The following is an 18626-nucleotide window of genomic DNA, read 5'->3' as shown; positions in this document are numbered from 1 at the left end:
CGAAGGAAAACGGGGGACCACGAACCATGTCCGGGAGTCTGCTCGACGCCGACGCCGTGATCGGCTGTCCGCACGGCGGCCGTGTCGCGCCCGCCACCACCACCTCCGGCGGCGTACGCCTCGCGGGCGCCGCCGTCGCCACGGCCGCCCACAGCTATGTCGTCATGGGCTGCCCGCACACCGTCGACGGCGTGCCCGCGCCGTGCGTGTCGGTCCGCTGGACCGCCGACGGCACCGGCGTCACCGTCGACGGCCGTCCCGTGCTGCTCGACACCTCCGCGGCCCAGTGCTTCAGCGCGGCCCTGGTGCCGCAGGGACCGCCCGTCGTCCAGGCCGCGCAGCGAAAGGTCACCGTCCGATGAGCCGCCACCCGAGCGGGCGCCCCCGCAGCGACCTCGCGTTCCCCTTCCGCGCCGACCGCCGGGGCCGTACCGCGCACGCCACCCGGGGTGAGCACGTCCACGACCTCATCGAGCAACTGCTGTTCACCAGCCCGGGCGAGCGCGTGATGCGGCCCGACTTCGGCTGCGGCCTCCTCGATCTGGTCTTCGCCCCGACCAGCCCGGAACTCATCAGCACCCTCGAACTCTCCGTCCAGGCATCCCTCCAGCGCTGGCTCGGCGACCTCATCGACGTGGAGGCCCTCGACGTGGTCAGTGAGGACAACGTCGTCCGTGTGTATCTGTCGTACGTCGTGCGCGCCGACGGCGCCCGGCGTGACGACGTCTTCGAAGGGAGGTCCGCGGCATGACCGGTACGACCGTCACCTCCCGCCGCGCCAAGGTCCGCGCCGCCCAGCTCAACGGTGTCGACTCCGTCGAGGTCGGCGACGACGGCCTGCTGCTCACCGTCAGCTTCCTCGGGAAGGCCCCGCACGGCCTCGGCCCCGAGAACGTCCGTATCGACGGCGGCCGCCGCATCACCGGCATCACCGCGGTGGACGTCAGCGTGGAGCGCGAGGAGGACCCCGAGCTCGACGACCGGCTCTACGTCACCCTCGACAAGGCCGGCGACACCTCCCGCTACCGGCTCTCCCTCGTCGAGACCGACCCGTACGGACGGCCCGGAACCGAGCCGTACCGCGGCTTCGACCAGCGCTACCACAGCGCGGCCTTCGCCTTCCGGCCCGACTGCCCGACCCCCTTCGACTGCAAGGAGGACGAGCAGGACGCCCCGGACTTCCCGTCCGCGCCCGTCATCGACTACACCGCCCGCGACTACGACACCATTCGCAAGCTGCTCCTCGACCGGCTCGCACTCACCACGCCCGACTGGGTCGAGCGCAACCCCGCCGACCTGGGCGTGACCCTCGTCGAGCTGCTCGCGTACACCGGTGACCAACTCAGTTACCAGCAGGACGCGGTCGCCACCGAGGCCTATCTCGACACCGCCCGGCGTCGGGTCTCCGTGCGGCGGCACGTACGGCTCATCGACTACGCGATGCACGACGGCTGTTCGGCGCGCGCGTATGTCGCCGTCGAGACCGCCGGCGACCACACGCTCGCCCCGGGCACCTTCCGCTTCGCCTCCGTCGACGTGCGCACCCTCGACCCGCACGACCGCCCGGAGCCCGGCACGGTCGTCGACGAGGCCGAACTCGGCGACCTCGACGAGCGCGGCTCAGTGGAGGTCTTCGAACCCGTCGTCACCGAGGACCCGCTGGAGCTGCGCGTCGCGCACAACGCGATCCGCCTGTGGACGTGGGCCGGCGAGGTCTGCACCCTGCCGAAGGGCGCCACCTCCGCCACCCTGCGCGACGAGTGGGTCGACCAGGAGACCTGCCGGGATCGCCGACTCGACCTCAGGCCGGGCGACCTGCTCGTCCTGGAGGAGGTCAAGGGGCCGCGCACCGGCACCCCCGGGGACGCCGACCCGAGCCACCGGCAGGCCGTCCGCCTGACCTCCGTCACACCGGCCGTGGACCGCATCGAGGACCAGCCGGTCCTGGAGGTCTCCTGGGCCGCCGAGGACGCCCTGCGCTTTCCGCTCTGCCTCACCACCCGCGGCGGCCGCGACTGCCTGCCCGTCGAGGACGTGACCCTCGCCCGCGGCAATGTCGTCCTCGTCGACCACGGCCGTACGCTTCACGGGCTCCCCGAGACGTTCACCGTCCCGCAGGTCCCCGCCGAGGTCGCCCCCTGCGACGGACCCGCCTTCGGCTGCTACGACCGAGAGGAGGGCAACGCACCCGCGCGGCTCATCAACTCCCTCACGGACAAGGCGGAGTCGGGCGAGTCACTGACGGCCGACGACGTCCGCGAGCTCTTCGAGGTGGCCGGCGAGGCCGCCGCCAACCGCGCCGGACTCGGCCTGGAACGCGCCGGACAGCGCCACGAACGCGTCGTGCCCGGCACGGCCTACGCCCAGGCCGCCGCCCTGCGCACGCTGCTCGCCCAGTCCGTCTACCCGGGCATCCGGCCCCGCTTCCGTCCCGTCCTCGGGCGGATACCCGTCGCGCAGGCGGTGCCGTTCCCCGAGCCGGGCACCGTCGCCGCCGGGCAGGCCACGCGGATCGCCGCGATCCCGGGGCGGGTGCGGCAGCGGCTCGTCGAGCTGTGGCGCAGCGCCCGCGACCGGGACGGCCTCGCCGACGAGGAGATCGCCGAGCTCACGGTGATCTACGGGCTGCGAATCCTGGAGCGCATCGAACTGCGCCGCCATCCCGTCCGGGCCCTGCGTGAACTGCTGTTCCGCAGCGACCAGTTGCTCGACGCCAAGCTGCGCCGCATCGAGGTCCTCACGGCCCGCGCCCGCGCCGGCACCGTGCTCGACGGGCACATCGCCTGGGAGATCGCCCATGGCTGGGGGCCGTCGTACGCGGCCGGGCTGCACCCCGACGAGCCGGTACTGCGCGGCTCCGCGACCGTCGCGCTCGATCAGGACCCGCGTCGCGCCCTGCCCGCCGTGCGCCTCCACGCCGGTGAGGACGAGACCTGGGAGCCGCGCCGCGACCTGCTCGACAGCGGCCCGCGTGACCGGCACTTCGCCGGCGAGCTGGAGGACGACGGACGGCTCGCCCTGCGCTTCGGTGACGGGCGCCACGGCGCCAGGCCGACGCCCGGGTCACGGATCGCCGCGCACTACCGCCTCGGCGGCGGCACGGCCGGCAACGTCGGCGCGGAGGCCATCAACCACCTCGTCGTCCAGTCCGACTGCACGCCCCCGCCCGCCGCCGCGGTCCGCAACCCGCTGCCCGCCGTCGGCGGCACGGAACCCGAACCCGTGGAGCAGGTACGCCAGTTGGCCCCCCTCGACCTGCGCCGCACCCGGCAGCGCGCGGTCACCGCCGACGACTACGCAGCCCTCGCCGGCGCCCTGCCGGGCGTCCAGCGGGCAGCGGCTGAGCTGCGCTGGACCGGCAGCGTCCAGGAGGCGCACATCGCGGTCGACGCGTACGCCACCGGCGCCCCGTCCGCCGAGCTGCTGGCGTCGGTCGAGCAGGCCCTCGAGCCGTACCGGCGCATCGGCCACGACCTCGTGGTCGGCGCCGCTCGTGCGGTCCCGCTGGACATCGCGCTCACCGTGTGCGCCAAGCCCGGCCACCAGCACGGGCAGATCCTGGCCGAGCTGTACCGCGTACTGGGCAGCGGTGCGCGGGGCTTCTTCCACCCGGACGCGCTGACCTTCGGCGAGCCGGTGCGGCTCAGCCGGCTGGTCGCCGTCGCGGCGGCCGTGCCCGGCGTGGAGAGCGTCCAGGTCACCCGGCTGCGCAGGTTGTACGAACCGGACCGAGGAGAGAGGGAGGACGGCGTGCTGCGGCTCGGCCCGCTGGAGATCGCCACCTGCGACAACGACCCGGACCGGCCGGAGAACGGCCGGCTGGCGATATCCCTGGGAGGTGCGCGATGACCGAGGTCCCGATCACGGACGACTGCGGCTGCGGCGGCGCCTGCCGAGGCGGGCACGACGAGCGCCCAGCCCCGGCCCCCGTGCACAACCCGCCCGGCCGCACCGCGCTCGACTACCGCGTCGGCGAGTACGGCTCCTTCCGCGCCGCTCTGCTCGACCGGCTCGCCTCACCGGCGTACCCCGCCCTCCAGAGCCTCACGGTGCGCACCCCGGACGACCCGGCGATCGGCCTGCTCGACGCCACCGCCGTCCTGGGCGACCTGCTCACCTTCCACTCCGAGCGGATCGCCGACGAGGCCTACATCCGTACGGCCAACGAGCACCGCTCCCTGGTCCTGCTCGGCCGCCTCGTCGGCCACCGGCCGCGTCCCGGCGTCGCCGCCGCCACGCACCTGGCGTACACCCTGGAGCGCGACCCGCGTGCCGAGGCGCTGCCGGTGCTGATCCCGCGCGGGGCGCGCAGCCACAGCGTGCCGGCCTCGGCCGACGAACAGTCCCTGACCTTCGAGACCAGCCGTGACCTGACGGCCCGCTGGGACTGGAACGAGCTGAAGGTGCGCCGCAGGCGCCCCTCCCTCGTCACTCCCGCGGACCTGGAACGCCGCTCGGAGATCTTCGTCGAGGGCACGGCCAACTCACTCCAGACCGGGGACCAACTGCTCTTCGTCTTCGGCGAACAGGCGGGCGGCGAGCGCAAGTTGCTGCCGGTCGCGAAGGCGCGGGTCGACCGGGAGGACGAGATCACGGCGATCTCCCTGCCGAAGTCCGCGCCGCCGACCCTGAAGGAACTCGTCGACGAGGTGCGGCGCTGGACGGCTGCGCCGGCCGCACCGGGAGAGCCGGGTGATGAGCCGCCGACGCCGGAGGTGCCGAACCCGCGGCCGGTCAGCCGGCTGATCGAGGACTTCGAGGATCAGGTGCTCGCGCCGCTGCGGGGGGACTTGGACGGCATCAAGAGTCCTGAGCGGCTTGCGGCGCGGCTTGCGGAGCCGGTCGCGCGTCTCGGTGAGGCTCAGGTGTTGGCGGAGCCGTACGAGGACGTCGCCGCTTGGTTCGGGCAGTTGGAGGCGGTGCTTGCGGAACTCGCCGAGCGCGCCTTGGAGTTGGCACCCGCGCAGTCGGAAGAGGTGGGTAGGCGGTCGTCTGCCGCGCCGTTGGGGCTGGTCGCGCAGTTCCCCGCGCCCCTGAAGGGGCGCGATGCGCGTACTGCTGCTCTTGAAGCCCTCGGCGATGTACTTCCCGCCCTTCGCTCCTCGACCCCCGCCCCGCGCGGCGGCACCGGCTCCCAGCGACCCGGTACCGACACCGCCCGGTTGCTCTCCGCGCTCAACCCCTCCCTCGGCACCCTCTACCCGGCCTGGCGCACGGCCGCCGCCCCCGGCAGCCCGCGGCTCCTGCGCGAGCTGCTCGCCATGCGGGTCACCGCCGCCCCCTTCGGTGCGACGGCCCCGCTCAAGCCGGTCCAGGACGACCGGGGCCGGGTCATCCGCACCGCCGACTGGCCGCTCACCGGTGCCGTCCTGGCGAGCATGCGCGTCGTGTACGACACGTCGGGGAGGGCGCCCGTCCGCGCCGAGTTCCAGTACGTGGAAGGCAGCAGCTCCGACCAGCGTGCGGAGAACCTGCCGGTCGCCCAGCCGCTGACCTTCCCGCTCGGCACGGGTCAGGTCGAACTGTCCGTCCGCTCCGGCCAGGACCGCGACCTCAACTGGCTCAACCGGCGCCCCGCCGACTCCCAGGACCCCGGCGTCACGGCGCGCTTCCAGTCGGGCCTGCCCGAGCGCACCCTCTTCGTGTCCCGCCCGGACGACGAGGGCCTGGTCCACGTCGGCGTCCACAACGGCACGTCGGTGCAGATCCCGTTGCGGCCGGGCGCGAACGAGCAGGTCACGCACGGCGAGTACGAGATCGGCCTGAAGTACACGGTGGGCACCACCGAGCCCAACGTCGAGATCGTCATCGCCAGCAAGCCGGAGCCGCTCAACCGCCGCATCCTCCAACTGGACACGGTCCACACCGGCATCACCGTCGGTAGCTGGGTCGCGATCCAGCGCCCCGCCAAGGGCGCCCTGGACGGCATCCCGGGCGACCCCAAGCTCGCCTTCGTCACCACCCAGGTCGTCGCGGCGCGTACGGCGGCGTACTCGAACTACGGCATCACCGGGCGCGGCACCGAACTCACCCTCGCCGACCCGTGGCTGGACGAGTTCGACGTACTGCTCTCGCACATCCGCGACACCACCGTGCACGCGGCCGGCGAAGCCCTCCGCCTCGCCGACGAACCGCTCGGCGAGGACGTGCACGGCAACGAGATCGAACTCGCCGAGCTGTACGACGGGTTGCGGCCCGGCCGCACGCTCATGGTGGGCGGCGAGCGCAGCGACATCCCGGGGACGGCGGGGGTGAGGGCCACCGAGGTCGTCGTCATCGCCGCCGCGGACCCGGCCGTCGACCCGCAACTGCCCGGCGACCGCGTCCACACCCGCCTCACCCTGACCGCCATCCTGGCCCACCGCTACCGCCGCGAGACGGTGAAGATCCTCGGCAACGTCGTCGAGGCCACCCACGGCGAGAGCCGCGAGGAGGCCATCGGCAGCGGCGACTCGGACCGCGTGAACCAGACGTTCGCGCTGTGGCAGTCCCCGCTCACCTGGCTCGCCGACGACAATCCGCTCGGCGCCACACCGGTGCTGGAGCTCCGGGTCGACGGCATCCTGTGGCACGAGGTCGACAGCCTCGCCGGACGCGGCCCCGGCGAGCGGGTGTACATCACCGGCTCCACCGCCGACGGCCGTACGACGGTCACCTTCGGGGACGGAATCAACGGCGCCCGGCTGCCCTCCGGCCACGAGAACATCCGCGCCCGCTACCGCTTCGGCACCGGCAAGGCCGCCAACGTCGCCTCCGACCGCGTCACCCAGCCGCTCACCCGGCCGCTCGGCGTCACCCAGGTGACCAACCCGCGTCCGGCGAAGGGCGGCGCGGACGCCGACGGCCCCGGCCTCACCCGCCGGACGATCCCGCTGGCCGTGGCCGCGCTGGACCGGCTGGTCTCCGAGTCCGACTACGAGGACTTCGCCCGCTCCCGCGCCGGCATCGGACGGGCCGCCGCGCGCGAACTCTTCGACGGACGGCGGCGCGTGCTGCACGTGACGGTCGCGGGCACCGACGACGTGCCGATCGACGGCGACTCGGACACCCTCAAGGCCCTGCGCGGCGCGCTCACCGAGTACGGGGACATGAACCTCCCGGTCCGGGTGGACGTGCGCGAACTGGTCCTGCTGCTGGTCGCCGCCAGGGTGAAGGTCGCCCCCGACCATGCCTGGGAGATCGTGGAACCCCGGCTGCGCCAGGCGCTGCTGGCCCGACTCGGTTACGAGGGACGGGAGCTGGGCAGGCCCGCCCGCCTCTCCGACGTCCTCGCCACGGCCCACTCGGTGCCCGGCGTGGACTACGTGGACGTGGACGTCTTCACCGGCGTGCCCGCGTCCGCCACACCCGAGGAACTCACGGATCTCCTCACCGACCCGGGCCCGCCCAGGTCATCGGTCCCGGCGCATCCGGCGACTTACGACGTCAGGACCCACACCGTCCGTGCCGCGAACGGCGAGACGCTGTCGGAGATCTGCGCCCGGTACGGCGTCCCGCTCGCCGAACTCCTGCGCCTCAACCCCGACATCACCGACACCCGCCGCCTGGCGAAGGGCCGTTCGGTGTTCGTCTTCCGCGGTATCCGCCCCGCCCAGCTCGCGATGCTGTCGCCGAAGGCCGCGGACACCCTGATTCTGACGGAGGTCAAGTGATGTCCCCGGACGTCAAGTTGGAGACCGCCACCCCGGCGACGGCCTCCAGGGAACCCGACGGTCTCGCCGCGCTGCTGCCGCGTTGGCACCTGTTGCGCGACGCCGAGGAGGGCGAGCCGCTGCGCGCGCTGCTCGCCGTGATCGCGGAGCAGCTCGACCGGGTCCGCGACGGCGTCGAGCAGGGCTATGAGGACCTGTTCGTGGAGACGGCCGCCCCCTGGGTGCTGCCGTACCTCGGCGACCTGGTCGCCTACCGCACCCTGCCCGGCTACGAGCGGGTCCTGACGACCGGCCTGCACGAGGGGGGCCGCGCCGCCCTCGCCGAGGCCGTCGCCCCGCGCGCCGACGTGGCCGCCACCGTCGCCAACCGCCGTCGCAAGGGCACTCTCCACCTCCTGGAGGAACTCTCCGACCAGGTCACCGGCTGGCCGGCGCGCGCCGTCGAACTGTCCCGGCAGGTCTCCCACACCCAGCCCGTGAAACTGCACGGCGACACCGGCGTCCACCGTGGCGAGCGCGGCCGGCTCGTCGACCTGCGTGACAACTCCGCCCTCGACCTCGCGGGCGGCCCCTTCGGCGCCACGGCCCGCACGGCCGACGTACGCCGCGCCAACTCCCGGCACCGGCAGGGTGGTTGGACCACGGCCGGGGTCGCGCTGTTCGTGTGGCGGCTGAAGGCGCACTCGCTGACCCAGTCCCCGGCGTACTGCATCGACCGCGCCCGCAACCTCTACACCTTCTCGATCCTGGGCAACGACACCCCGCTGGTCACCAAGCCGTTCCCGGAGCCGTCGCCCACGCACATCGCCACCATCGACAACGTCCCGGCGTTCGTCACCCGCCGTCAGCTCCACGACCGGCTCACCGACTACTACGGCCCCGGCAAGAGCCTCGTCATCCGGCGCGACGGCGAGGACCAGCCCGTACCGCCGTCCGACATCGTGGTCGCCGACCTCTCCGACTGGCGCTATCGGCCCAAGCGCGGCCAGGTCGCCGTCGACCCGGAGCTCGGGCGGATCGCGTTCGGGTCGCGGTCGGCGCCCCGGCAGGGCGTGTGGGTGGACTACCACCACGCGTTCGGCGCGGACATGGGCGGCGGCGAGTACGAGCGCCCGGACCGTGAGCCGCGTCCCGAGGCGGAGGTCTACCGGGTCGGGCCCGGGCAGCCGCACCGCCAGATCATGGACGCCTACCGGGCCTGGCAGCACGACCGCCGCGCCGACCGTACCGGCCCCGACGGCATCATCGAGATCACGCACAGCGGCGCCTACCAGGAGCAGCTCGACTTCGACCTCGACCCCGGGGACCGTCTGGAGGTCCGCGCGGCCGAGGGCACCCGGCCGGTGATCCGCCTGCTCGACTGGTACAGCAACCGCCCCGACGCCCTCAACATCCGCGCGGTGTCCGAGGACTGCGCGCCGCACGAGCGGCCCCGCATCGTCCTCGACGGCCTGCTGGTCGCCGGCCGCGGCATCAACGTCACCGGCCCCATGGGCGCCGTCGTCGTACGGCACTCCACGCTCGTGCCCGGCTGGTCGCTGGAGCCCGAGTGCGATCCGCACTCGCCGGAGGAACCCAGCATCGTCCTGGAGCGCACCACCGCGTGCCTCCAGATCGAGCACAGCATCCTCGGCACCATCGAGGTCATCGGCGACGAGGTGAGCGAGGAACCCCTCGACATCCACCTGCGCGACAGCATCCTCGACGCCACCGGCCCCGGCCGCGAGGCCCTCTCCGCGCCGGACTGCCGACACGCCCACGCGGTACTGCACCTGCACCGCACCACGGTCATCGGCGAGATCTTCACCCACGCCGTGCAGATCGCCGAGAACTCCATCCTCACCGGCCGCCTCCATGTGGCCCGGCGCGGCATCGGCTGCATCCGGTACTCGTACGTGCCGCCGGGGTCGCGCACCCCGCGCCGGTACCGCTGCCAGCCCGACCTCGCCGGGCCCGAACAGGCCGCTCGCGTACGGCCGTTGTTCACCTCCGAGCGCTACGGGACGCCCTGGTACGGCCTGTTGGCGGACCGGTGTGCCGAGGAGATCCGGCGCGGCTGCGACGACGGCGCCGAGATGGGCGCGTTCCACGACCTGTACCGGCCGCAGCGCGAGGACGGCCTCAGGGCGCGGCTCGCGGAGTACACCCCGACGGGCACGGACGCCGGGATCTTCTTCGTGACGTGAGGCGAGACATGAACCATCGCATGCGCGCCGCCGCCGTAAGCCTGACCCGCACTTTCCTGAACCAGGGGGACCCCCTTCATGCACGCTGATCTCTCCCGCCTCACGTTCCGCCCGCAGCGGCGCTACTCGGCGGTCATCGCCCAGCAGGGCCGCGTCCAGCTCGACGCCGACCTCAACGAGCAGACCGCGATCCAGCTCCACCAGGCCCGCACCCTCGCCGCCGATCTGATCGGCCGGCACGGGGGACCGCGCGACGCCGCGGGCTTCAAGATCCAGTACGTCGGCGGCAAGCACGACATCGACACGCTCCACATCCAGGGCGGCCGTTACTACGTCGACGGCATCCTGCTCGACGCGACCCGCCCCGCTCCCGGCGTGCCGGTCCCGGACGACGACGCCGAGGAGCAGGAGGCCGCGGCCCCGCCCGCGTACTGGACCTACTGGGACCAGCCCGACGGCTTCCGTGACCCGGAGAAGCCCGGCGACCGGCTGCCCTCGCCCGCGCAGACGCCGTTCGTGGTCTACCTGAGCGTGTGGGAGCGTGCCGTCTCCGCCGCCGAGGACCCCGCCCTGCGCGAGGTCGCCCTCGGTGCCGCGATGCCGGACACCGCCGCGCGCGTGAAGGTCGTATGGCAGGTGCTGCCGCTGTCGCTGGCCGCGCTGGAGATCGAGGACGACAACCCGTCCAAGGAGGTCGTGCGGGCCGCGTTCGACAAGTGGGCGCAGAAGCAGGCCACCCCCACCGGGCGCCTGGCCGCCCGCAGCGAGCGGCCCGACCACGCCGACGAGGACCCCTGCCTGGTCAAGCCGGACGCCCGCTACCGCGGCCAGGAGAACCAGCTCTACCGCGTGGAGGTGCACGCGGGCGGCGAGTCCAAGGACGCCACCTTCAAGTGGTCCCGGGAGAACGGCTCGGTGGTCTTCCCGGTCGACGAACTCGACGGCACCTGGGTGCAGTTGGCCTCCCTCGGCCACGACGACAAGCTGGACCTGGACGTCGGCGACCACGTCGAGCTCGTCGACACCGCCTACGCCTCCCGCCTGGAGCCCCTGCCCCTGCTGCGGGTCGAGGAGCTGGACCTGCCGGGCCGCCGCGTCCGCCTCAGCGCCGAGCCCGACCAGTCGGTCGGCCGGCTGCCGCACCTCAACCCGTTCCTGCGCCGCTGGGACCACCACGAGGGACCGAGGCGCAAGGGCCGTACGACCGCTCTGAAGGGCGGTGCGGTTCCGGTCGCGGAGGGGGAGTGGCTGCCGCTGGAGGACGGCGTCGAGGTGTACTTCGCCAAGGGCGCCACGTACCGCACCGGCGACCACTGGATCATCCCCGCCCGCACCGCCACCGGCAGCGTCGAGTGGCCGGCGGACGCGGCCCGGCGCCCGCTGCTCCAGGGTCCCGCCGGCATCGTCCGCGGATTCGCGCCGCTCGCGCTGGTCAAGGGCGAGGGCGGCACCGTCGACCTGCGCCTCGCCTTCAACCCGCTGGCCAGCAGCATCCCGGCCGCGGACGAGGCGACGCTGGCGGCCGAGGAACAGGCCAGCCGCGAGGAGCAGTTGGCGGAGGACCCGTCCGGCGGGAGGTCGCAGACCACGGCGGATGCGGAGGCCGCGGTGGAAGGAGACAAGTAATGGCCAAGCCCCTGAGCGCGTCCAAGATGGTGGAGATCCTGCGCGCGGAGGGCCTCACGGTCCACGAGGTCCGTAGCTGGCGCACCCACAACCGCAACAGCAAGGGCCCGTGGGGCCCGGTGAACGGCGTGATGATCCACCACACCGTCACCAAGGGCACCGAGAACTCGGTGAGCATCTGCTACAACGGCTACTCCGGGCTGCCCGGCCCGCTGTGCCACGGCGTCATCGACAAACAGGGCCACATCCACCTCGTCGGCAACGGCCGCGCCAACCACGCCGGGCTCGGCGACAGCGACGTCCTGCGCGCCGTGGTCAACGAGTCCAGGCTGCCGCACGACAACGAGGCCGACACCGACGGCAACGCCCACTTCTACGGCTTCGAGTGCGTCAACCTCGGCGACGGCAGGGACCCCTGGCCCGAGGCGCAGAAGGAGGCCATCGAGAAGGTCTCCGCCGCGATCTGCCGCCACCACGGTTGGAGCGAGCGCTCGGTGATCGGGCACAAGGAGTGGCAGCCCGGCAAGCAGGACCCGCGCGGCTTCACCATGGACGGTATGCGCAAGCGCATCGCGCAGCGCCTCAAGGGCGGGGGAGGAGGGGCACCCGAGCCGGACCCGAAGCCGGCTCCCAAGCCCAAGCTGGAGCCCTTCCCGGGCAGCGGCTTCTTCCACATCGGGCAGAAGTCCCCGATCATCACCGCGATGGGCCGCCGCCTGGTCGCCGAGGGCTGCGGCCGCTACGAGGAGGGCCCGAGCCCCGAGTGGACCGAGGCCGACCGCCGCTCCTACGCCGCCTGGCAGCACAAGCTCGGCTTCAAGGGCAAGGATGCGGACGGCATCCCCGGCAAGGTGAGCTGGGACAAGCTGAAGGTGCCCAACGTGTGACGGTCGCGCGCACGCGCCGAAACGGCCCAGGTACCCCACGGGGGTGTCCTGGGCCGTTTTCACGGGCCCGAAGGGTCTTGCTCCCCTGGCGGAAACACGTCACACTGGATACCGAACGAATGGTCGGTTGGGAAGCGGGAATCGATGACGACTTCACACTCCGCCGAGGCGCCTGCCGAAGAGCCGCTCCAAGAGCACTTCGACGCGACGATCTCGCGTGACCAGCGGATCGAGCCGCGGGACTGGATGCCGGAGGGCTACCGGAAGACGCTGATCCGGCAGATCGCGCAGCACGCCCACTCGGAGATCATCGGCATGCAGCCCGAGGGCGAGTGGATCAGCCGCGCGCCGTCGCTGCGCCGCAAGGCCATCCTGTTCGCCAAGGTCCAGGACGAGGCCGGGCACGGCCTGTACCTGTACTCGGCGGCGGAGACCCTGGGCGCCGACCGCGCCGACCTCACCGACCGGCTGATCGAGGGCCGCCAGAAGTACTCGTCGATCTTCAACTACCCGACCATGAGCTTCGCCGACGTCGGGGTGATCGGCTGGTTCGTGGACGGCGCCGCGATCTGCAACCAGGTGCCGCTGTGCCGCAGCTCCTACGGGCCATACGCGCGCGCGATGGTGCGGATCTGCAAGGAGGAGTCGTTCCACCAGCGGCAGGGCTACGAGCTGCTGATGACGATGATGCGCGGCACCGAGGGCCAGCGGGAGATGGTGCAGGACGCCGTGGACCGCTGGTGGTGGCCGTCCCTGATGATGTTCGGCCCGCCCGACGAGGCCTCGCCCAACTCGGCACAGTCGATGGCCTGGAAGATCAAGCGGCACAGCAACGACGAGCTGCGCCAGCGCTTCGTCGACATGACCGTGCCGCAGGCCGAGAAGCTCGGCGTCACCCTGCCCGACCCGGAGCTGCGCTGGAACGCCGAGCGCGGCCACCACGACTTCGGCACTCCCGACTGGGACGAGCTGATGCGGGTCATCAAGGGCGACGGGCCCTGCAACGCCCAGCGGATGGAACGGCGCAGGAGCGCCCATGAAGAGGGCGCCTGGGTGCGGGAGGCGGCCACCGCCCACGCGGCCAAGCAGGCCGCCCGTGCGGAGAAGGGAGCGGCGGCATGAGCGCCGACAAGAAGGACTGGCCGCTGTACGAGGTGTTCGTGCGGGGCAAGCGCGGGCTGAACCACGTCCACGTGGGCTCGCTGCACGCCGCCGACGACCGGATGGCGCTCACCCACGCCCGTGACCTGTACACGCGCCGCAACGAGGGCGTCAGCATCTGGGTGGTGCGCTCCGAGCACATCGCGGCCTCGACGCGCGACGAGAAGGACCCGTTCTTCGCGCCCAGCGCCGACAAGGTCTACCGCCACCCCACGTTCTACGACATCCCCGACGACGTCCCGCACATCTGAAGGAGAGGGCATGAGTGACGACCACGTCTACATGACCCTCGCCGAGGGACACGAGGACGACACCCGCTGGGCCTACGGCACCGGCTTCGAGGACCCGCTGCACGGCGTGGACACCACCGTCCCCGAGGGCTTCGACGCCGGTGAACTGGCCGCCGTCTGCGTCGCGTTGGCCGACGACGCGCTGGTCTCGGCCCAGCGCCTTGCCGAGTGGATCACCCGCGCCCCCGAGCTGGAGGAGGAGGTGGCGCTGGCCAACATCGGCCTCGACCTGCTCGGCCAGGCCCGCCTGCTCTACTCCCGCGCCGGCCAGGCCGACGGCACCGGCCGCGACGAGGACGCCTACGCCTACTTCCGCGACGCCGGCGACTTCCGCAACGTACGCCTGGCCGAACTCCCCTGCGGCGACTTCGCGTTCTCCATCGTGCGGCTGCTGGTGCTCTCGAGCTGGCGCCTCGCCCACTTCGAGCGGCTGGCCTCCCACCCGGACCCCGTGCTCGCGGCCATCGCCGCGAAGGGCGTCAAGGAGCTGGCCTACCACCGGCAGTACGCCGCGGAGTGGGCCGTACGCCTCGGCGACGGCACGGACGAGTCCCATCGCCGGATGCGCCGCGCCCAGGAGCAAGTGGCCCCCTACATCGGCGAGTTGTTCACCGCGTACGACGTGCGCGACGAGGTGGTCGCGGACATCCGCCAGGTCACCGCGGCGGCCGGACTGCCCATGCCGGTGTACCGTCCGCTGCCCGGCTCCGGCCGCGACGGCGAGCACACCGAGCACCTCGCCCCGCTGCTCGCCGAGTTGCAGGGCGTCGCCCGCGCCCACCCGGAGGCGACATGGTGACCACCCTTCTCGACGCCCGGCGCGCCCGGCACATCGCCGCGTCCGTGCCGGACCCCGAGCTGCCCATGCTCACTCTGGCCGACCTGGGCGTCCTGCGCGGCGTCGAGCTGACCGGGGACGGCACGGTGGTCGCGAGCCTCACGCCGACCTACTCCGGCTGCCCGGCCATGGCCGAGATGCGGGCGGACGTCGCGGCGAAGCTGCGTGCCGCGGGGTACCCGCGCGTGGAGATCCGTACGGTCCTCGACCCGCCGTGGACCAGCGACTGGATCACCCAGGCCGGCCGCAGCAAGCTCGCCGAGCACGGCATCGCACCGCCCGGCCCCGCCCCGCGCGGCGGCCCGGTCGCGCTCGTGCTGTCGCCCACCCGGAACGCGGTGGCCTGCCCGCGCTGCGGCTCGGCGGACACCGAGGAGACCTCCCGCTTCGCGGCCACCTCGTGCAAGGCGCTGTGGCGCTGCCGCGCCTGCCGCGAGCCGTTCGAGTACGTCAAGGAGATCTGAATGGAAGGCGTCACCGAAGCACGGACGGCCGGCGGACCGCGCCCGCGCACCCGCCGCCGTCCTGCCTTCCACCGCCTGCGCGTTGCCGCCGTCCAGCCCCTGTGCGCGGACGCGGTCGCCGTCGGCTTCGACATCCCGGCGGAACTGGCCGAGGAGTTCGCCTTCGAGCCGGGCCAGTCGCTGACGCTGCGGCGCGAGATCGACGGGCGCGACGAACGCCGGTCGTACTCGATCTGCTCACCGGTGGGTTCGAGCCCGCGCATCGGCGTGCGGGTCGTGCCCGGCGGTCTGTTCTCGTCCTGGCTGGTCGACGACGTACGCCCCGGCGACACCGTCGAGGTCATGGCACCCACCGGTGCCTTCACGCCCGACCTGACCACACCCGGCCACCACGTACTGATCGCGGCCGGCTCCGGCATCACGCCCATGATGTCCATCGCCGAGTCCGTGCTGGCCGCCGACTCCCGCTCGACGGTCACCCTTTTCTACGGCAACCGCCGCACCGACACGGTGATGTTCGCCGACGAGCTCGCCGACCTGAAGGACCTCCACCCGACCCGGTTCCAGCTCGCCCACGTGCTCTCCCGCGAGCCCCGCGAGGCCGAGGTGCTCTCCGGCCGGATCGACGCCGAGCGGCTCGCGACACTCGTCGACGCGCTGGTGGACGTGACGAGTGCCGACCACTGGTGGCTGTGCGGCCCGCACGGCATGGTCCGGGACGCCCAAGGGGTGCTGGCGGGACTCGGGGTGCCGGACGAGCGGGTGCACCAGGAGCTGTTCTTCGCCGACGACGAGCCCGTACGGGAGGTGCACCACGAGGACGCCGGCCCGCAGGGACCCGTCAGCCAGGTCACCATCACCCTCGACGGCCGCTCCACCACCGCCGCGCTGGTGAGGGAGCGGAGCATCCTCGACGGCGCCCAACGAACCCGCCCCGACCTGCCGTTCGCCTGCAAGGGCGGCGTCTGCGGCACCTGCCGGGCCCTGGTCACCGACGGCAAGGCCGACATGCGGCGCAACTTCGCGCTGGAGCCGGCCGAGGTCGACGCCGGGTACGTGCTGACCTGCCAGTCGTACCCGGTGTCCGAGACGCTGACGGTCGACTACGACAGTTGATCGAAAAGGCCGGTGGTCTCCCGCACGAGTGCGGGAGACCACCGGCCTTGCGTCGAGGGCGAGGAGAGCGAGGGGACTAGTTCCATTGAAGCCGTTTCCACGGCGTTGAGAAGGAAGCCCCCTTCATGGCCTCGCCACAGCTCACGCTATCAGTCACTCCGGGATCAGGTCGCGCATATTTTCGGGGGTCACGATCCGCGAGTCCGGATGCAGTCCCTCGGGCCGCTGGAGACCGATGAAGGTGACCGGCCCGTCCGGGACCTTCTCGCCGTCCCACAGGGTCGTCGTCGTGGCGTCCATCAGGCCGACGAGGTAGCGGACGGTGAGCTGCTCACGCTCGACGATGCCGCGCAACAGAGTCGCCACCGACACTCGATTGCCCTCGACGCGGTTGGTCGCCGGGTGGCCCTTCAGGTACAGGTGCAGCCACTTGGCCCGCCAACGCCCGTCCGCACCGCGCTGGAACGCCAGCGGCAGCGCCACCCGGCCGGGACCGCGCAGCTCCGACTTCATGCGCACGGTACGCGGCTCGAACGGACGTCCCTTCTGCTCGCCCTCGCGCAGCATGAACCCGAAGAACGACTCCTCGACCTCCTCGAAGCCCTCCCCGGAGTAGACGTTCACCTGCGGCACGACGAAGGTGCCGCGCAGCGCGTCCAGCCGCAGGTTGATGAACTCCGAGGCCCCGTTCGGCGCCTGCGTGATGTCGCCGGAGTGCTCGCCCTCCAGCTCGCTGAGGTTGGTGTACGACAGCCAGAAGACGGTCCGGTAGTCGGCGTCCAGCATGAGCGCCGACAGGTCGTAGTCCGTCGGGCGGCTCTTCTCCTTCCAGTACACGAAGAAGCGCAGCAGCTCGCCGTCGACCGGCGACACCGAACCGCGCGGCAGCACGCCGAGGCCGGACGAGACCGCCTTGCCGCTGAGCGGCAGCGCGACGTCGAGGACGTCGGGGTCGATCAGCAGATGGCCCGGATCCGGCAGCCGGCGCCGCAGTTCAGCGTCGAGCACGGCGATCAGCCGCTCCCGCTCGGCAGGCGGCACGGGCGCACGGTCGTCCGCGGTGACCCAGGCACGGCCGAGGCGGTTGACGAAGACACGGCGCGGCCGGTCGGCACCTGCGGTGCGGTTGTGCAGATGCTCGCGCACCGACAGCACGACCCGCCCGGCGACCCGCGGAGCGACCTCCTCGACCGCGGCCACGAGCGCGTCCCGCTCCTCGGGCGTGAGCTCCGCTCGCAGCAGCCGGTCCAGCGCACGCAGCAGCCTGCCAGGCGCGGACTTGAGCAGCCGTACCGCGCCGGTGACGTCCCGCGCGCCGAGCAGCTCCTCGACCCGGCCGTCGAACGAAGGGGCCCGCTTCTCACCGCGCGCGACCGCGAACACGTAGGCGGCGTGCGGGAACTGCGGGTACTCGTGCGGGTGCAGCCGCTCACCGAGCCGCTTCCAGTCCTCGCGACGGGCGCGGACGTCCGCGAGCTTCGCGGGCGCGGCGGCGACCACCGAGTCCAGGCCCGCCAGCAGGGCCCGGCGCAGCGGCCGGGACAGCCCCCGGAACCGGGTCGGCTCCGCCAGGGTCACATCACCGTCCGACAACGCGCAGGCCAGCCGCAGCACATCGGTGACCGTGTCCAGCAGCGCCGGCGAACCGGCCCGCAGCCGGGCCCGGTTGATTACGGCACGGTTCTCCCGGACCGGGATCGTCTCGGGTTGCGGTCCCTCCACGCACACCCTCGCGAGCACGTCGAGATCACGCAGCGCGTCCTCACCCAGCGGCGTGCTGCTGCCCGCCAAGGCCAGGTACAGGCCGCTGACTTCGGTGTCCGCGTCACCGCCGAGGTGCAGGACCGTCAACCGGTCGCCCGCAGCCGCGATGAGCTCCTCGTGGTGGCCGAGCATCTCGGCGTATGTGTGCTGGTAACGGCCGTACGACGGCAGGGTCAGCAGGTCGACGACGCCTTCGCCGAGCTGCTCCAGAACGCTTGCTCGCGCCCCGTCGTCGGCGAGGGCGTCGGCGATGCAGCGCATCCAGAAGTCGTACGTGTCCGGCACGTTGGCCGGGAAGTCGACGAAGTAGACGTTGTGCGCCACATGGTCGCCGACCATCTCGCGCACCGTGCCCAGCGTCCGCACCGCGGTGTCGACCACCGTGCCCTCGTCGAGCCCCGACAGGCGCTGCAACAGCTCGGCCGAGAGCTTGAAGCCCACGGACATGAGCGCGGCATCGAACTGCCGCGCCGCCACGGAGCCTTCACCGGACGGACCGGTGGGGCGAGGGAGGCGACGGGTGTGCCGGACGACCAGGGATTCCAGACGGTGGACCATGCCGGGATGATCCCAGAACCGTACGAGCGTTCGCATGCGGGTTTTTGCGGCCGAACCCGTCGATCTCACCTCGCACACGCGCCA

At 72.5% G+C, this 18626-nt stretch carries 13 protein-coding genes; 12 read left to right on the top strand and 1 reads right to left on the bottom strand.

The window, feature by feature from the left end:
- Nucleotides 1-26 precede the first annotated feature (26 nt).
- From ACZ69Q_RS13135 to paaE, 12 genes are all read left to right on the top strand, one after another.
- The gene (locus ACZ69Q_RS13135; RefSeq protein ID WP_471041001.1) at nucleotides 27-362 is read left to right on the top strand and encodes a hypothetical protein; all 336 of its coding nucleotides are present in this window, start codon (nucleotides 27-29) and stop codon (nucleotides 360-362) included.
- Nucleotides 359-751, top strand: a complete 393-nt coding sequence (locus ACZ69Q_RS13130) for a GPW/gp25 family protein (RefSeq protein WP_471040999.1) — start codon at nucleotides 359-361, stop codon at nucleotides 749-751. The genes ACZ69Q_RS13135 and ACZ69Q_RS13130 overlap by 4 nt, the downstream gene beginning before the upstream one ends.
- Nucleotides 748-3849: a putative baseplate assembly protein gene (locus ACZ69Q_RS13125; protein WP_471040998.1), complete on the top strand. Its 3102-nt coding sequence runs from the start codon at nucleotides 748-750 to the stop codon at nucleotides 3847-3849. Before ACZ69Q_RS13130 ends, ACZ69Q_RS13125 begins: the two co-directional genes overlap by 4 nt.
- Complete coding sequence (locus ACZ69Q_RS13120; RefSeq protein WP_471040997.1) at nucleotides 3846-7652, top strand: putative baseplate assembly protein; 3807 nt, start codon at nucleotides 3846-3848, stop codon at nucleotides 7650-7652. The genes ACZ69Q_RS13125 and ACZ69Q_RS13120 overlap by 4 nt, the downstream gene beginning before the upstream one ends.
- Nucleotides 7652-9838: a hypothetical protein gene (locus ACZ69Q_RS13115; protein ID WP_471040996.1), complete on the top strand. Its 2187-nt coding sequence runs from the start codon at nucleotides 7652-7654 to the stop codon at nucleotides 9836-9838. Before ACZ69Q_RS13120 ends, ACZ69Q_RS13115 begins: the two co-directional genes overlap by 1 nt.
- A gap of 78 nt (nucleotides 9839-9916) precedes the next feature.
- Complete coding sequence (locus ACZ69Q_RS13110) at nucleotides 9917-11464, top strand: DUF6519 domain-containing protein (protein ID WP_471040995.1); 1548 nt, start codon at nucleotides 9917-9919, stop codon at nucleotides 11462-11464.
- A complete protein-coding gene (locus ACZ69Q_RS13105) occupies nucleotides 11464-12351 on the top strand; it encodes a peptidoglycan-binding protein (RefSeq protein WP_471040994.1) in 888 nt (295 codons plus the stop codon). The genes ACZ69Q_RS13110 and ACZ69Q_RS13105 overlap by 1 nt, the downstream gene beginning before the upstream one ends.
- Nucleotides 12352-12495: 144 nt before the next feature.
- Nucleotides 12496-13473 (top strand): 1,2-phenylacetyl-CoA epoxidase subunit PaaA, encoded by a 978-nt coding sequence (gene paaA, locus ACZ69Q_RS13100; protein ID WP_471040992.1) that lies wholly within the window; start codon nucleotides 12496-12498, stop codon nucleotides 13471-13473.
- Nucleotides 13470-13763 (top strand): 1,2-phenylacetyl-CoA epoxidase subunit PaaB, encoded by a 294-nt coding sequence (gene paaB / locus ACZ69Q_RS13095; RefSeq protein ID WP_030957096.1) that lies wholly within the window; start codon nucleotides 13470-13472, stop codon nucleotides 13761-13763. The genes paaA and paaB overlap by 4 nt, the downstream gene beginning before the upstream one ends.
- A 10-nt stretch (nucleotides 13764-13773) precedes the next feature.
- On the top strand, nucleotides 13774-14601 hold the full coding sequence (gene paaC / locus ACZ69Q_RS13090; protein WP_471040990.1) for a 1,2-phenylacetyl-CoA epoxidase subunit PaaC: 828 nt from the start codon (nucleotides 13774-13776) through the stop codon (nucleotides 14599-14601).
- On the top strand, nucleotides 14595-15104 hold the full coding sequence (gene paaD, locus ACZ69Q_RS13085; protein WP_471040988.1) for a 1,2-phenylacetyl-CoA epoxidase subunit PaaD: 510 nt from the start codon (nucleotides 14595-14597) through the stop codon (nucleotides 15102-15104). The genes paaC and paaD overlap by 7 nt, the downstream gene beginning before the upstream one ends.
- On the top strand, nucleotides 15105-16220 hold the full coding sequence (gene paaE, locus ACZ69Q_RS13080) for a 1,2-phenylacetyl-CoA epoxidase subunit PaaE (RefSeq protein WP_471040986.1): 1116 nt from the start codon (nucleotides 15105-15107) through the stop codon (nucleotides 16218-16220).
- A gap of 153 nt (nucleotides 16221-16373) precedes the next feature.
- On the opposite strand, the gene ACZ69Q_RS13075 is transcribed toward paaE, so the two are convergent.
- A complete protein-coding gene (locus tag ACZ69Q_RS13075; RefSeq protein WP_471040984.1) occupies nucleotides 16374-18542 on the bottom strand; it encodes a TerD family protein in 2169 nt (722 codons plus the stop codon).
- Nucleotides 18543-18626 lie beyond the last annotated feature (84 nt).

The organism is Streptomyces sp. NPDC036764 (assembly GCF_055609385.1).
Note: the sequence above shows the minus strand (reverse complement) of the source record. Positions and strands in the feature narration are given on the sequence as shown.

Excerpts from the sequence above, each read along its gene's own strand:
- ACZ69Q_RS13115 (WP_471040996.1), top strand. The coding sequence starts at position 7,652 with ATGTCCCCGGACGTCAAGTTGGAGACCGCCACCCCGGCGACGGCCTCC.
- paaD (WP_471040988.1), top strand. The coding sequence starts at position 14,595 with ATGGTGACCACCCTTCTCGACGCCCGGCGCGCCCGGCACATCGCCGCG.
- ACZ69Q_RS13120 (WP_471040997.1), top strand. The coding sequence starts at position 3,846 with ATGACCGAGGTCCCGATCACGGACGACTGCGGCTGCGGCGGCGCCTGC.
- ACZ69Q_RS13135 (WP_471041001.1), top strand. The coding sequence starts at position 27 with ATGTCCGGGAGTCTGCTCGACGCCGACGCCGTGATCGGCTGTCCGCAC.
- ACZ69Q_RS13105 (WP_471040994.1), top strand. The coding sequence starts at position 11,464 with ATGGCCAAGCCCCTGAGCGCGTCCAAGATGGTGGAGATCCTGCGCGCG.
- paaC (WP_471040990.1), top strand. The coding sequence starts at position 13,774 with ATGAGTGACGACCACGTCTACATGACCCTCGCCGAGGGACACGAGGAC.
- ACZ69Q_RS13075 (WP_471040984.1), bottom strand. The coding sequence starts at position 18,542 with ATGGTCCACCGTCTGGAATCCCTGGTCGTCCGGCACACCCGTCGCCTC.
- ACZ69Q_RS13125 (WP_471040998.1), top strand. The coding sequence starts at position 748 with ATGACCGGTACGACCGTCACCTCCCGCCGCGCCAAGGTCCGCGCCGCC.
- paaE (WP_471040986.1), top strand. The coding sequence starts at position 15,105 with ATGGAAGGCGTCACCGAAGCACGGACGGCCGGCGGACCGCGCCCGCGC.
- ACZ69Q_RS13110 (WP_471040995.1), top strand. The coding sequence starts at position 9,917 with ATGCACGCTGATCTCTCCCGCCTCACGTTCCGCCCGCAGCGGCGCTAC.
- paaA (WP_471040992.1), top strand. The coding sequence starts at position 12,496 with ATGACGACTTCACACTCCGCCGAGGCGCCTGCCGAAGAGCCGCTCCAA.
- ACZ69Q_RS13130 (WP_471040999.1), top strand. The coding sequence starts at position 359 with ATGAGCCGCCACCCGAGCGGGCGCCCCCGCAGCGACCTCGCGTTCCCC.
- paaB (WP_030957096.1), top strand. The coding sequence starts at position 13,470 with ATGAGCGCCGACAAGAAGGACTGGCCGCTGTACGAGGTGTTCGTGCGG.